This is a genomic window from Colwellia ponticola (assembly GCF_005885605.1).
GTDB classification, from domain to species: Bacteria; Pseudomonadota; Gammaproteobacteria; order Enterobacterales; family Alteromonadaceae; genus Colwellia; species Colwellia ponticola.
The window spans coordinates 384,913-397,993 of record NZ_SZVP01000002.1; the positions used below are offsets into that span (position 1 = coordinate 384,913).

General features: G+C 36.2%; 16 protein-coding genes and 1 pseudogene. 10 read left to right on the forward strand and 7 right to left on the reverse strand.

Going from position 1 to position 13,081, the window contains the following annotated elements; all coding sequences use genetic code 11:
- Positions 1–5 precede the first annotated feature (5 nt).
- On the forward strand, positions 6–761 hold the full coding sequence (locus tag FCS21_RS04650) for a hypothetical protein (RefSeq protein WP_138620879.1): 756 nt from the start codon (positions 6–8) through the stop codon (positions 759–761).
- Positions 762–869: 108 nt separating this feature from the next.
- On the opposite strand, the gene FCS21_RS04655 is transcribed toward FCS21_RS04650, so the two are convergent.
- Genes FCS21_RS04655 through FCS21_RS04665 form a run of 3 tightly spaced genes read right to left on the reverse strand, consistent with a single transcriptional unit; the run spans position 870 to position 3,241 of the window.
- Positions 870–1,778 carry an HD domain-containing protein gene (locus FCS21_RS04655; protein ID WP_138620881.1) on the reverse strand — a complete coding sequence of 303 codons (909 nt, stop codon included), beginning with the start codon at positions 1,776–1,778 and terminating at the stop codon, positions 870–872.
- A complete protein-coding gene (locus FCS21_RS04660) occupies positions 1,771–2,997 on the reverse strand; it encodes a tyrosine-type recombinase/integrase (protein ID WP_138620883.1) in 1,227 nt (408 codons plus the stop codon). The genes FCS21_RS04655 and FCS21_RS04660 overlap by 8 nt, the downstream gene beginning before the upstream one ends.
- Positions 2,990–3,241, reverse strand: a complete 252-nt coding sequence (locus tag FCS21_RS04665) for a hypothetical protein (protein WP_138620885.1) — start codon at positions 3,239–3,241, stop codon at positions 2,990–2,992. The genes FCS21_RS04660 and FCS21_RS04665 overlap by 8 nt, the downstream gene beginning before the upstream one ends.
- A gap of 132 nt (positions 3,242–3,373) precedes the next feature.
- Between FCS21_RS04665 and FCS21_RS04670 the strand changes: the two genes are divergently transcribed.
- The 4 genes from FCS21_RS04670 (at position 3,374) to FCS21_RS04690 (ending at position 5,455) form a co-directional block, all read left to right on the forward strand.
- Positions 3,374–3,607 (forward strand): helix-turn-helix domain-containing protein, encoded by a 234-nt coding sequence (locus FCS21_RS04670; RefSeq protein ID WP_138620887.1) that lies wholly within the window; start codon positions 3,374–3,376, stop codon positions 3,605–3,607.
- Positions 3,608–3,863: 256 nt separating this feature from the next.
- Positions 3,864–4,409 (forward strand): cold shock domain-containing protein, encoded by a 546-nt coding sequence (locus FCS21_RS17570; RefSeq protein ID WP_442548484.1) that lies wholly within the window; start codon positions 3,864–3,866, stop codon positions 4,407–4,409.
- Positions 4,410–4,668: 259 nt separating this feature from the next.
- A complete protein-coding gene (locus FCS21_RS04685) occupies positions 4,669–4,860 on the forward strand; it encodes a hypothetical protein (protein WP_246047003.1) in 192 nt (63 codons plus the stop codon).
- Positions 4,861–4,894: 34 nt separating this feature from the next.
- Complete coding sequence (locus tag FCS21_RS04690) at positions 4,895–5,455, forward strand: transcriptional regulator (RefSeq protein WP_138620889.1); 561 nt, start codon at positions 4,895–4,897, stop codon at positions 5,453–5,455.
- On the opposite strand, the gene FCS21_RS04695 is transcribed toward FCS21_RS04690, so the two are convergent.
- The 3 genes and pseudogenes from FCS21_RS04695 to FCS21_RS16995 form a co-directional block, all read right to left on the reverse strand.
- On the reverse strand, positions 5,456–5,974 hold the full coding sequence (locus FCS21_RS04695) for a hypothetical protein (protein ID WP_371287207.1): 519 nt from the start codon (positions 5,972–5,974) through the stop codon (positions 5,456–5,458).
- Positions 5,975–6,057: 83 nt separating this feature from the next.
- A complete protein-coding gene (locus tag FCS21_RS04700; protein ID WP_138620893.1) occupies positions 6,058–6,255 on the reverse strand; it encodes a hypothetical protein in 198 nt (65 codons plus the stop codon).
- Positions 6,256–6,265: 10 nt separating this feature from the next.
- Positions 6,266–6,558, reverse strand: a pseudogene (locus FCS21_RS16995) (hypothetical protein); the annotation flags it as partial.
- Between the two features lie 137 nt (positions 6,559–6,695).
- On the opposite strand from FCS21_RS16995, the gene FCS21_RS04710 reads away from it, so the two are divergent.
- Positions 6,696–8,651 (forward strand): cytochrome c/FTR1 family iron permease, encoded by a 1,956-nt coding sequence (locus tag FCS21_RS04710; RefSeq protein ID WP_246047005.1) that lies wholly within the window; start codon positions 6,696–6,698, stop codon positions 8,649–8,651.
- A gap of 3 nt (positions 8,652–8,654) precedes the next feature.
- On the opposite strand, the gene cadR is transcribed toward FCS21_RS04710, so the two are convergent.
- Entirely contained in the window at positions 8,655–9,065 is a 411-nt protein-coding gene (cadR, locus tag FCS21_RS04715; RefSeq protein WP_138620895.1) for a Cd(II)/Pb(II)-responsive transcriptional regulator, read from the reverse strand.
- 119 nt (positions 9,066–9,184) lie between these two features.
- On the opposite strand from cadR, the gene FCS21_RS04720 reads away from it, so the two are divergent.
- From FCS21_RS04720 to FCS21_RS04735, 4 genes are all read left to right on the forward strand, one after another.
- On the forward strand, positions 9,185–10,072 hold the full coding sequence (locus FCS21_RS04720; protein ID WP_138620897.1) for a cation efflux transmembrane domain-containing protein: 888 nt from the start codon (positions 9,185–9,187) through the stop codon (positions 10,070–10,072).
- 136 nt (positions 10,073–10,208) lie between these two features.
- On the forward strand, positions 10,209–10,571 hold the full coding sequence (locus FCS21_RS04725; protein WP_138620899.1) for a hypothetical protein: 363 nt from the start codon (positions 10,209–10,211) through the stop codon (positions 10,569–10,571).
- A gap of 53 nt (positions 10,572–10,624) precedes the next feature.
- Complete coding sequence (locus FCS21_RS04730) at positions 10,625–11,842, forward strand: TolC family protein (RefSeq protein WP_138620901.1); 1,218 nt, start codon at positions 10,625–10,627, stop codon at positions 11,840–11,842.
- Positions 11,843–11,887: 45 nt separating this feature from the next.
- Positions 11,888–13,078, forward strand: a complete 1,191-nt coding sequence (locus tag FCS21_RS04735; protein ID WP_138620903.1) for an efflux RND transporter periplasmic adaptor subunit — start codon at positions 11,888–11,890, stop codon at positions 13,076–13,078.
- Positions 13,079–13,081: the final 3 nt, after the last annotated feature.

Genomic DNA, 13,081 nt, shown 5'->3' on the forward strand with positions numbered 1-13,081 from the left:
CGAAAATGAGTATAGAAATAGAAGCTGACTTCATTAATAAAGCAAATGTCGACGGACGATATCAAATAGACCGTGATAAGTTTAGTCATGTATCATTGCAGGTAAAAAACCTATTAGAACTACAAATGTCATGCTTACATGATAAAGATAAACTAATTTTTTTCATTGAAAATCATAAGATTTTAGTCACGTACGATGATGATAGTAATGGGCAAGATGATTTTGATAGACACAACATAGAGCAAGTACTTATAAATGGTCTGGAAGAAACTATAAAAAAAGCGCATCAATATCATGAACTCATCGAAGAAGAAGGTGTAGGGCCCGCGAAAGAGTTTAACTTCTCTAACAACGAACTCCCAGCAAAAGCCGCTGATCTTTTAAGTAAATTAGAAGAAAACGATATAAAATTAGTCACTGAAAATGCTAGCGTTAAACTGTCAAAAATTCGAAAAATAGCGATTAATAACAGTACTTACAAAAAAATGTTACTGGAAGGTTGTCGTATCACAAAGCCAGAATTAATTGGGACAATGGTGGCCGAGTTTTGGGCGACGATAGATAAGAAAAAAGTTATTGCTCGATTAATTATACCTCGGGAGTATGTAAAGCTTGTTTGCGACATGGCTTTTAATAAAAAGAAGGTAGATATTGAATTTGAATATTCAGAAAATTTAAAAAAATCGAATCGATATAACGGTACTCTCACTTCAATAAAAGCATCAAAAATTATTGATACGAATATTGAACTAGATTTTTAACATAGTGAAGCTAAAGTGCTAGTTTTTAAGTTTGGAACTATTGTAAAAAACTCGGTCGCTTGCTTACGGCCGAGTTTTTAAAATATGCCAATAAATACTTATGATCCATTACTGATAGCACAATGCATTAGCAGGTTTCGCCATATCGGCACTTAATCTATCTGCACCTTGAATTGCACTTGCAATTGGTGTTGCCGCTTTATAACCATAACGCGCGCCAGGTGATGCACAAGTCCAAATATGGCGTAACAAAGTAGCACTGTTTTCATCAAGTCGTTCTAACGTTGCCAGTGCCTTACTACATATTTCTAATGTTAACGCATCATGGTCAACCCAGTGACCGATAGGAGTTCGGCGCATGTTTGCGGTTAATGTTTTTACTTTGCCAATGTCATGAAGCAATGCTGCAGTAATAGCTAAGTCTCGGCTGTTCGACTCTTGCCAGGGGATATTTGAAACAATTTGAGCAACTTCGATAGAATGTGCTAACAAACCACCAGGGTAGTTATGGTGATAATTTAAACTCGCTGGCGCTTGTATAAAAGGCACACAAACATTACTTGGCATAAGCACCTCAGCAATAAATTCCTTAAGTGCATTGTTTTCTATAGACTCAACTAATGAAAAAAATAGGGGTAATAGCGATTTATCAGGGCTCAATGCACAAGGTAATGAATGTAAACCCGATTTTTTGATGCAAAGCGCATTACTCGCCTTTTCTATATAAACTAAATGTAAATACTTATTGTGTTTATGAAGTTTAATCGTCATCTCACACTGTAGCATAGCGCCATGATGAAAATCATGCATATTAAGAGGTACAGTAAAAAGGTAAGCCGCAACGCAGTGATGCAAATCAGACAATTGTACAACCCAGTAAGGTTGTTTATTACGATCAATTTTGGCAGACAAACCTACCAAACGGTAACATCCCTTAAAACGCTTTAAATGAGCAAAGTTGTTTAAGTTTGGCTGATCGGACATCGGTATTACTGAATTTACAGAAAGGTTATTCATCACATTCTCCACCTAGTTTTATCGCTACCTTTATATCTAATTCACTATTACATTCAATAAAGGTATTCTTTAATAACTTCTCAAAAGCACTGCCATCTTGTCGGGTAAGATTAGGAACAAAGCGTGAATACACCTGAAACAACATCTGCGTATTACTATGGCCCATCTGCCGAGCAATCCACTCTGGCGATTCTCCACTTGCTAACCACAATGTAGCAGCAGTATGGCGAGTTTGATAAGGTCGGCGTTTTTCAAGCCCAAGGCGTTTTAATAAGGGATACCAAATACGCTTCGTAACATTGTTATGATCAACTGGAGATCCTGTTTGATTACAAAAAACATAATCAGACAAACCTGCGCTAGCAGCATGCTGCTCTTGTAAAGCATTAAAAACAGGCTCACTCATCGAAATTTCACGTTGAGAAAAATCATTTTTCGTATAATCACAAGTACCAGCGACAATCGTTTCGCGTATCTTTATCAAACGGTTAGTAAAATCTACATACTTCCACTTCAACCCGTCCACTTCGCCGGTTCGCATGCCAGTTAGAAATCTCACTAAATAGTAGCGGCTGTAATCTGGCCTTACTTTATCAACAATTTTTTTTACTTCCTCAAACGAAAAAGGGTTTACATCTGTTTTTTCTATTTTAAGGGGCTTGATACGAACAAAAGGCGTGTTAAAATCAAATCGATCGGCGGCTTCCTCAAAAACTCTTCGTAATGGATCCATTATTTTATTAATGCGATTATTACTCAGAGTTAAGCGTCCATTTCGACCCGGTTCTTTGGCGAGAGAGGTTCGAAATTTAAGTAAATCAGCGCGAGTGATGCTGTCGATCGTTCTTTCTGAAAAGCTAGGCAGATAATATTTGTTCTTCATACTCAGCATGTTTCTCAGGTGTGATGGTCTCCATTTCACAATACTTTCGGCAAACCACTCGTCAATAAAATCTACAAATAAAGGCATATCGGTCACATCGTATTTATCAGCCTCTGTCTGTTCAAGCTTCAAAGCTACTTTACTTGATGGGAAATGACCTAAATAACTAAACTGCCCTGTGAGTAGCTCGGCATTAATTTGGTCCAATTTTTTTTGTAAACGCCGGCGGTTAATTTTTGTATCAATTAAATTCGTTTTTTCTCTACAACGACGACCATCAAAGCTAAAGTCAAAATAGAGCTTGTTGGTATCTTTACGTGCGGATAATTTAGCCATGTTTTGTTATTTCCTTTTGATTTTCATATGCAAGTGCTAAAGAATCGTGAGCAATGCTAAGCATGTCTGATTCAATTGCTTCCCAGATAAATAGGATTTTTCTACGACCAAAAGGTCTAATGTAATGAGTGCCTTCTATCAGGCATGCATCAAGTAATTCATTACGTATTGTCCTAGCGGTATAATGAATTCGGTCAGACAGCTGATCCGTTGTAAGATAAGTGCTATACTTTTCTATGCTCATATTAATCACCTTTAAGTTGGTTTATTTGAGTTAATTGATTATATATTTAATCACTGTGATTAAATATATAATCAATCAATCAATGAGGTTTGTCAATGTATTTTTAGGATAAATGTTTTCTTAGGGGGAATAGTGTTACGTTTTAAAGTGAAAGAGCTTATTGCTGATAAAGAGTTTAATGAAGAAAGAAAAGTCACAATCTCTGAGGTTGCTGAGGCTTGCGGAATGAATAGGATGACATTAACTAAAATTTGCAACCAAAAGGGATATAGCACGGTTACTGATAACTTAGATAAACTGTGTAATTATTTCGATTGTAAAATTGAAGACTTAGTTCTTCATGTACCACTCGATCAAGATGATTAGTTTGTAGTGGTATAATTATTATTGAAATAGCTCAAGAAATTTTTGGGCTTTTTTATATATCTTATAAGTGTGAATAAAAATGAGGAGTATAATTATTCTAAGCTATTCATTAAGGTATTATTCAAAAGTAGTTAAAAAGTTGGTTAACTGCTAACTAGGAGACTTTGCTTTAAATCAAGGGTAACTAGTTATTAAGTTTAACAAATGAAAATAATGAGTTAAGGTATATTTTTGTGTTTGTTCAAGGAGGACTAAGGTGCAGTTAAAAGGGAAATTAATCAAATGGAATCAAGCTAAAGCTTTTGGTTTTATTGCACCCAACGGTGGGGGAGATCATGTTTTTATTCATAAAAACGTATTTTCAAATCGAAGTCGCTCACCTAAAATAAATGATGGCGTTACCTTTTTAATATCCAAAGAGAGGCAGAGCCGTTATTGTGCTGATGATGCAACATTTACATGTGAAAAAATAAAGAAAGAACAGGTTAAAAAAATCAGTAAGTTCTCGATATACCTATCAGTCTCATTCTTTGTACTGATGACTAGTGCTTATTTCCTTGATCATATCCCTCAAAAATTAATTGTTGATTACTTTGGTATTAGCGTTATTACCTTTTTAGCTTACGCATTTGATAAATCCAAAGTTCAGCGAGCCGCTTGGCTAATACCTGAAAGTGATTACATCTATTTTCACTCATTGGTGGATGGCTTGGAGCAGTCATTGCACAACAGCTTCTTAGGCACAAATCTCAAAAAAAGTATTAGGCGTCAACTAACTTGGCTGACTGGACAAGTTAGTTAACGTCTGATAAAAAAGAGAGTTTAGAGTGCTCTTCTGGTTTACAGTTGTCGCCAACTCAGGAGGGGGATGGTTTTATCTGTATAGGTGCATTGTTTAGTAAAGTGCTGTTATGTCAATGTACTGAGCTATGCTCAATAGAAAGTTGAGAATATAATTATTGTTAATAAATCAGTATTACTTGTATTTTAGAACGCATTATCACTATTAATCACGCATGGAAATTGGCCCGTGAAGAATTTAGTGCTGAAAATTCAATACATTGTCGTTAAGAGAACAGAAGTCTTCTTGGCAAGCAACTTTGTTTAGAGAATTTCCTGAACAAGTATATTTACATTTTGACCAAGAAAATAGTACAGCGGAAGATAAACTATATAGTGTTAGATTTAAAACGCCAGTGCAATTAACCACTGGTATACAAAGTAATGCCGAACATTTATCCGAAAGCAAATAAAAATTAAGTCAGTCCGTTAAGCCTCAGGTGAGTAATGTCAGGATCTATTAAGTTATCTACAGTAGAGTTACATACTTTGATTGATGGAGAAGACCCTATTGATGCAAAAAAACAAGCTGCATTAAGGGCTAGAATATCAAAAGAAGCAGAGCAGTATATAGATTCTCCAGTAATATTATGGCCTGATATTATTTTTAATTGGGATGTGTCGCTTGAATCACAAAGATTCTCTTTAGATGGTGTGACTCAAGGTGACTTTAAAGAATATTATCCTGATGGATTTATTTTTGGTTATGTTTCATTGTCGGAGTTCGATAAAATATTATGCCACTATAGTCGCATAGATGATGGTGAACTTTGGGAACTTGGCAGTAAATACAGTTTAGCTAATTTAATCGTATATTTATCAGAGGGTAGAGCGATTTCGCCTCCTTTAGTAAAGTCTGTCGATAATGGCGAGGTTATTTTCCAAGGAGGACACCATCGTTACGCTATTGCTAAAGTTACTGGCGTAGATGTGTTTCCTATACACGTCCAAAGGTGTAACAAAGCAGAAATTGATAAAAGGGTTAACGTTGATTGGGTTAACCTTTAGTTATAGTTCTTCGATGTCATCAATCCATAATAGTGTTGCAACCCAACCGTCTTCTTGAACGTATGTTTCTTCAACCAATGTATCAGGGTATTCAAAGTTGTTATTGGGGCTAAACCATAATTCAGTATCTACTTCATCGGAGCTAATGCTTTGATATTTAGTAAGATCGACTGTTGAAGTATGGCTACCTCTAGGGAGTGCCTTACCTCTAGGGAGTGCCTTACCTCTGTCGGCATTTAGCCAAAGTGGGTTAGCATCGGCATTTAACCCGTACTTAATAATACTATTATGAGAATAAACAACAGCTAAATAATCGCCATGAATATTAATATAATTATTAGCACAAGCTTGAAAGCTAACGTCACAAATATCTTTAAGCTGGATAATGTTACTAACATTAGGAGAGGCATCTAATAAACCTCTTTTTGTCAGTAGTTGGGGTGGCATTAATAATTGTGATGAAAATACTTTAGACTTTGAACTTGTCTTTTTACCCAAATCTTTAACCGTGCATTGCATTTTATGTCCGTGACTAGGGATGAGGAAGTGCCCAAGTTCATGTCCTAAAGTAAAACGTTGTTTTGATAGTATTGTTTTGTTATTTATAGCAATAATACCTTCACTCTTTTTTTATTTGCAACTAAAGCGCCTTCCAAACCATCGAGTGACCGGTATTGAATTTCGCTAATCCTGGCAGCACTTGCTATTTCTTCTAATGGGATTGGTAATTTGATATTTGGATTTTGGCTAAGTATTTCTTTAACTATTGTTTTCGGGTTCGTAAAATCTGCTAGTTCCATTAGATCAAGATCAATCGACTGTTATTAATAATAGAGATGTTCTGATGGTTACATCAGGGAAAAAATAGTTATGGTGAAGTGAATAATTTATTTTATTCAGATAAACGAGAAGCTTTAATGATAATAGAGATATTATTGCCACAAACGCACTTGATATCCATAAGCAGGCTTCTAAACCATATTATTGATAGATCGAACATGAAAGCACTGTATCAATTAATTTTCCTATTGCATAGCCATATAATAAAAGCCAACATCCAGTGAAACATCACCTTTTCCTGCATAGTTAATTATTAGGTGTGTTAGGTAACTTAATCAACATTTGATCTTGCTGCTTATAAACTTAAATTGTGCTTAATATAAATAATTAAGTTGACACTATAGTCACTAGAGAGTTTATAATTGAGAATAGTTATCATTTAATGTTTAAGAGATCTTCAATGACCCGTTATTTATTAATAGTATTTTTGAGTTATTTTTTTTTATGTTCATGGCCAAGCTTTTCACAAGTTAGCCAAACGTCTCAAGATAACATGCAAGCTATACAAGAAAGTCAGCAAATACAACTTAGGCAATTAAGTCAGTTAGCCGAGTATATTGGTGTCGATTACGCAGCAGCAGTTGATCAAGGCAAAGTGATCAATACTGACGAATATCAAGAGATGGTTGAGTTTTCAGCCATCATAGTGAACAAAATTTCAGCACTCAAAGCGCTAAATGAGCCTCTATTATTACCGCAAGCAGAGAGGTTACAGCAAGCAGTATCAGAAAAGTCAGCATTAGTTGACGTGAGGCAATTAGCCGCCAAATTACGCAGCTCATTATTAACGTTTATGCCAGCCACTCTATTACCTCAAAATTTAATGTCATTAGAAAATACCCAAGCACTATTTCAAACAAATTGCGCAAGCTGTCATGGCGTTTCAGGTCAAGGAGATGGCACTTTAGCGAAACAATTAAATCCAGAACCCACCAATTTTGTCAATAAAGAACGGGCACAAAATCGTTCATTACTTGGCTTGTTTGACGCTATTTCCAATGGTTTAGATAATACCGCAATGCCTGCTTTTACTCAGTTAAAAGAGCAACAACGTTGGTCTTTAGCTTTTTATGTAGGCAGCTTAGCGTTTAGGGATAACAAACTGATCGAAAAAAAAATTAAGGTTAATGACTTACCTAATATAATGAACTGGGTACGTTATAGCCCAAACCAAATAGCTCAAATGAGCCAAGCAAACTCAAAACAATTAACCCAGCAGCAAGTAGAGTTCCTTAGAGCACAGCCCTTAACTTTATTTGACCAACAGAAAAGCCCAATAGAAATTGCGAAAAGCCAGTTACAACTGGCTTTAAGGGAATATAAAGATAAGAATTATTCCGTAGCAAGCACACTTGCTATCAGTGCCTATTTAGATGGCTTTGAGTTAGTTGAAAATAGTCTAAATGCTTATGATCCTGTACTAAGAAAAAGTATTGAAATAGATTTAATTGCTTTGCGCCAATTTATTAGTAATGCAGATAAAGAAACACAACTTTTCAAACTTGCAGATAAAATATTTAATCAGCTTACACAAGCAGAACAACTGTTATCAGAGCAATCCTTGTCTAATACAGCACTCTTTAGTGCGAGTTTAATTATATTACTGCGAGAAGGTCTTGAAGCTTTGCTGGTTATTATCGCGCTAATGACCGTATTAGTGCGTACTCAGCGTAAAGATGCCATCAAATTTGTTCATTTTGGTTGGTTAGGTGCGTTAGTGGCGGGTGTTATTACTTGGGCAGCAGCCCAGTCGTTAATCAGCATAAGTGGTGCTAGCCGTGAAGTGATGGAAGGCGTAGCAGCAATGATTGCCGCCATTATGTTGTTGTATGTAGGTATTTGGATGCACAGCAAAACCAATGCACAGCAGTGGCAAGCTTATATTGAAAAACATATTAATAGTCAGCTAAAGACAGGCACCTTGTGGGGCTTAGCAGCTTTGTCATTTATTGCTGTATACCGAGAAGTGTTTGAAACCGTACTATTTTATCAATCACTGTTAACACAAGCTTCACCTACACAGTTTTCAGTCGTTCTAGGGGGCTTTATAATCGGTTGTGGATTATTAGCGATTGTTGCTTGGGGCTTATTAAAATATTCAATTAAATTACCCATTGCGCGTTTTTTCTCAACAACGACTTATTTATTATTAGCCCTAGCGTTTATTTTAATGGGAAAAGCGATATCAGCTCTACAGGAGGCTGCGATAGTGACCATATCACCTTTACCCATTCATATTGAGATCAGTTGGATTGGTATAGGTTCAACTTGGCAAGGGCTATTGGCACAAGTAGCGGTTGTAGGTTTTTTCATGGTTTACTACTATCAAAATAAATTAAAAAATCGCAGTGCATAACGCCTAGCTATCTTTCAGAGAAGAATGTGCGGTTATATTTTTCAATATACCGCATTCGTTCACTGCTTTGTTTGTTGAACAGCTCATACTGAGTTCTTTTAATTCTTTGCGTAAACCTTGTAACTGATTAATGCGGTGTTCAACTTGTTCAATATGAGTATTTATCATGCTATTAACTGAATTACAGCTATTGTCGGCATCTTGTCTGAGACTAATAAGTTGCCTAATTTCAGTTAACGATAAATCTAATGATCGACACTGTTTTATGAATAAGAGTTGTTTAATTGTTTGCTTGTTGTATAACCTAAAATTACCTTCACTGCGTTCAACAGCAAATAATAATTGCTGTGTTTCGTAATAACGAATGGTTTGAATTGAACAACCTGACAACTTTGCAAGTTCACCTATTTTCATAAAATACCTTGTTGACTCTATAGTAACAATAGAGTGTAAGCTAGCGTAACTTGCTAGACAAATATTGTTTTTAATTGCTTCACTTCCTCCTTGGCGGAGAAATAACAGAGAATTTAAGTATGTCAAAATGCTGTAGCGATTCATGCCAAACAAAAATGACACCCGAAAATGATATTCAAGAAGTACTGTCGGGTAAATTTGTCAGTGAATTCACTATTCCCAAAATGGACTGTCCTTCAGAAGAGCGAATGATCCGTTTGATACTTGAAGATGTTGTGCCAAAAGTGGGGTTAGTCTTTGATATTCCTAACCGAAAACTTGCCGTGTACCACGATGATAATTTAGCAGAAATAACAACTAAGCTTGAATCACTCTCTTATGGTGCAAGCTTATCCAGCACAAAAGAGAGTAGTCATGAAGAAACTTTAGCGGTACATGACGCAGCAAAAGACAATGAAGCTCAAGAATTTCGCGTATTGCGCTGGTTGTTAATCATTAATGGTTTGATGTTTTTTGTAGAAATTATTCTGGGCTGGATAGCACAATCAACGGGTTTAATTGCGGACTCACTTGACATGTTAGCTGATGCTGCGGTTTATGGTCTAGCCATTATAGCGGTTGGTCGAAGTGTTAAGGGTAAACTATCAATAGCCCATGCATCGGGTTGGCTACAAATTATTTTAGCTTTAGGCGCGTTAAGCGAAGTGGTCAGGCGCTTTATTTATGGTAGTGAACCCGTTTCTAGCTTAATGATTACCATTGGTTTATTAGCTTTATTTGCGAATGTCGTTTGTTTGTTTTTAATTTTTAATAAAAAAGATACAGGTGCTCATATGCAAGCCAGTTGGATATTCTCAGCCAATGACGTTATTGCTAATGTCGGGGTTATAATTGCGGGAGTGATAGTGGCGTTTACTGGTTCACGTTATCCAGATCTTATCATTGGTTTCATCATTGCTATGGTGGTTCTCAACGGGGCAAGACGTATCTTGAAATTGAAATCTTAGCTTAATGTTGTTGTAACATTTAAGGTGTAAAAAATTTCTCTTAAATTATATTATTGAAAAATCATACTTGAAAATCACGTTAAGTTTTGACTTTAGGTTAATAGCTTGACAGACTATATTAGGAAATAACATTTCATTGGAATACTTTTTGAAAAATAGGTTGTTAGTAAGCATATTCTTATTAGTGTCGATTGTTTTACAATCGTTCGCTTCTATTGCTTCACCTGCTGAAAACCATCAAGTAGATGTTGAGCACCTTCAATCTGTGCATGTACATGCCAACGATAATGCATTTCAGGAAGCAGACGAAGCTGGACATGATATTAAAGATTGTCATCACTGCGGCCATTGTAGTGCCTCTCACTCAGTCTGGATGACGGTTAAAAACGCAATTGAAATTTTTAGTGCTAAATCCTTTGAATCTTCTCTTTATCTTGTGAAATCCCCTTCAACATATATAGAAACAACGTTCCGTCCTCCCATTTTTTATTTGACTTAACTTTTTTGGGCCGTTTTCGGCTAAATTTTTAATTCAAATTAAGAAAATATTATATGTGTATATTTAAAATTTATGCAGGTTTTGTCCTGCTTGTGAGCTTTGCTGCTCTATCATTTGAATCGGTTGCACAAAACCGCCAAAATGATACTTGGGTGGATTCCCAAGTTAATAAAAATCCGGCAGTAATAGAAGCGAGAGAATTATTAAATTCTTCAGCATTTAAAGCGAAAAGTTTAAATCAGCCAATTTATAATCCTAATCTTGAAACAAGTTATGAAAGAGAAGGTGATGGCAATAATTATTCAATCGGTTTCAGTCAAACCATCGATTTAAATGATAAAAAATCCATCAATGAAAATATTGGAAAGTTATCCTATGTTGCTGATCAAAACAGCTTCAAAGCAATTTTTGAACAAACGAAAGCTGATGCATTAACTGCATTGATAAAGTGGCAGTTCGCTCAAAAGAATGCAGCGTTGGCTTTTGAACAAGAACGCCAATTGCAGCGGCTTTTGACCATCGTTGACGAAAAAAAATCGGCAGGCATATTAGAGCCTCTCGATGTTGAGTTAATCTACCTGAACCTTTCCAAAACACTCATCTCAATTTCAGAAAACCAAATGAAATTGAAAGAAACAGAAGTGAAAATTAAGGAATTATTGCCTGATTGGACTCCTGAGAAAGTGGTTATACCTGTAAATGGCTTAGGTCTTTCTAATTACAGAATCGATCCGAATTGGATTGTTCAACACCCTGTTGTAGAGTTGGCCAAAACAGAGTGGAAAGTTAAACAAATATCCACTCAACTCATTGAGAAAACGTCTAAGGCTGATCCAACCATAGGGTTAAGTGCAGGGAAAAATGACCGAGAAAATATTGTCGGTATTACCTTCTCTATGCCTATCAATATTAGAAATAACTACTCTGATGAGATCAAAGCTTCCTATAGTGAAGCGTTAGCTGCTGAAGCAAAATTTCAATCTGTCTACCGCCAACAAACCTTTGTTGCAAAGGCGAATTACGAGTCACTCTTGACGAGTAAAAAGTACTTTGAACAATGGCGTACTTTAACGGCAGGACGAGCAGATAACAGTGCCAAGCTTTTAAACGTTAGCTGGGAATCGGGTGACATTAGTACGTCAGATTACCTTACTGGCTTATCTCAACGAGCTGATGGCCTTTATTCAGGTATTGAATTGGAGATGCAGTTTAAGTTAAGAGAAATTTCTTTTCTTTTAAGCATCGGCCAAATATCCCATTTAAAAATATAAAACCTCGTTATCTAAAATTAGTAGATAACGCTATTGGTGAGAATTATGAAAAAATTTAACAGAAAAAAAATATCAATTATTACACTTATTTCCGTTTTTATGGGAGTAACTAGCAATGCCTACTCGGCAGAAGCTATTGATGCTTCATTGCCGAAATCTCAAGTCACATCGGTGCAGAAAGAGGAACATAATGGTGAAACGGAAGATAAAGGGCATACGGAGTCTGAAGAAGGCATAACGCTATCACCAGAAAAAATGTCGGTAGCTAACATTCTTGTTGAGTCGATCTTACCTAAGGTACATTTCAACACTGTCTATGCCCCAGGTGAAATAAAAGTTAATGGTTATAAAAGCTATGTTGTATCGCCTCGAACTGAGTCTGTCATCATAAAAAGACACGCAATATTGGGTGAGCATGTTAATAAAGATCAAAATTTAGTTACGCTTTTTAGTGAAGCAATGGCTCAAGCTCAAGCTGACTACCTCATTGCTTCAACTGAGTGGCAGCGTATTAAAAAGCTTGGAAAACAAACAATAAGTGAGAGTCGATTACTGAATGCGGAAACAACGTTTAATGCATCCTATGGGAGACTTATTGCGTTTGGTTTAACAGATGATGCGATTAAAACCATTTCAAAGAGTAATACCACTTCATTTGGGCAATATTCTTTAACCGCTCAACGTGCGGGTATTGTGTTAAGTGATGATTTCTCTCAAGGACAGCGTGTTGCACCGGGTGATGAAATTATGCTTTTAGCCGATGAAAATGACTTGTGGGTAGAGGCTAAAGTTGCGCCTAGCAAAAAACTGAGTTTATCTATAAATTCACCTGCTATTGTGAATTTAGATGGGCAGGATTATGAGGCTAAAGTCATTCAAGAAGCACACACTATCGATCCGATTACTCGAACACGGATTGTAAGATTATCGGTCAAAAACAAGGATGACAATTTACATTCAGGCATGTTCGTCAAAGTAAATTTTCAGTTTGAAACTGATACTCAAGTGATGGCTGTACCTGAAGATGCTTTAATACGTGGGGCTGATGGTGATTGGACCGTTTTTGTTGAAGACCACCCAGGTGAGTTTAACGCTATAGAGGTTGAATTAGGGCAAACATTCAGCGATTACCGAGAAATTATTGGTTTACCAAGCGGTAGTAAAGTGGTGACAAAAGGTGCTTTCTTTGTTGCTTCTGAAATAGCTAAAGGCGGATTTGATCCGCACAATCACTAGGAG

What these genes read in the sequence shown, in the direction of transcription:
- FCS21_RS04650 (WP_138620879.1), top strand. Translation starts at nt 6, where the DNA reads ATGAGTATAGAAATAGAAGCTGACTTCATTAATAAAGCAAATGTCGAC.
- FCS21_RS04655 (WP_138620881.1), bottom strand. Translation starts at nt 1,778, where the DNA reads ATGAATAACCTTTCTGTAAATTCAGTAATACCGATGTCCGATCAGCCA.
- FCS21_RS04660 (WP_138620883.1), bottom strand. Translation starts at nt 2,997, where the DNA reads ATGGCTAAATTATCCGCACGTAAAGATACCAACAAGCTCTATTTTGAC.
- FCS21_RS04665 (WP_138620885.1), bottom strand. Translation starts at nt 3,241, where the DNA reads ATGAGCATAGAAAAGTATAGCACTTATCTTACAACGGATCAGCTGTCT.
- FCS21_RS04690 (WP_138620889.1), top strand. Translation starts at nt 4,895, where the DNA reads ATGTCAGGATCTATTAAGTTATCTACAGTAGAGTTACATACTTTGATT.
- FCS21_RS04695 (WP_371287207.1), bottom strand. Translation starts at nt 5,974, where the DNA reads ATGCAATGCACGGTTAAAGATTTGGGTAAAAAGACAAGTTCAAAGTCT.
- FCS21_RS04700 (WP_138620893.1), bottom strand. Translation starts at nt 6,255, where the DNA reads ATGGAACTAGCAGATTTTACGAACCCGAAAACAATAGTTAAAGAAATA.
- FCS21_RS04710 (WP_246047005.1), top strand. Translation starts at nt 6,696, where the DNA reads ATGACCCGTTATTTATTAATAGTATTTTTGAGTTATTTTTTTTTATGT.
- cadR (WP_138620895.1), bottom strand. Translation starts at nt 9,065, where the DNA reads ATGAAAATAGGTGAACTTGCAAAGTTGTCAGGTTGTTCAATTCAAACC.
- FCS21_RS04720 (WP_138620897.1), top strand. Translation starts at nt 9,185, where the DNA reads ATGTCAAAATGCTGTAGCGATTCATGCCAAACAAAAATGACACCCGAA.
- FCS21_RS04730 (WP_138620901.1), top strand. Translation starts at nt 10,625, where the DNA reads ATGTGTATATTTAAAATTTATGCAGGTTTTGTCCTGCTTGTGAGCTTT.
- FCS21_RS04735 (WP_138620903.1), top strand. Translation starts at nt 11,888, where the DNA reads ATGAAAAAATTTAACAGAAAAAAAATATCAATTATTACACTTATTTCC.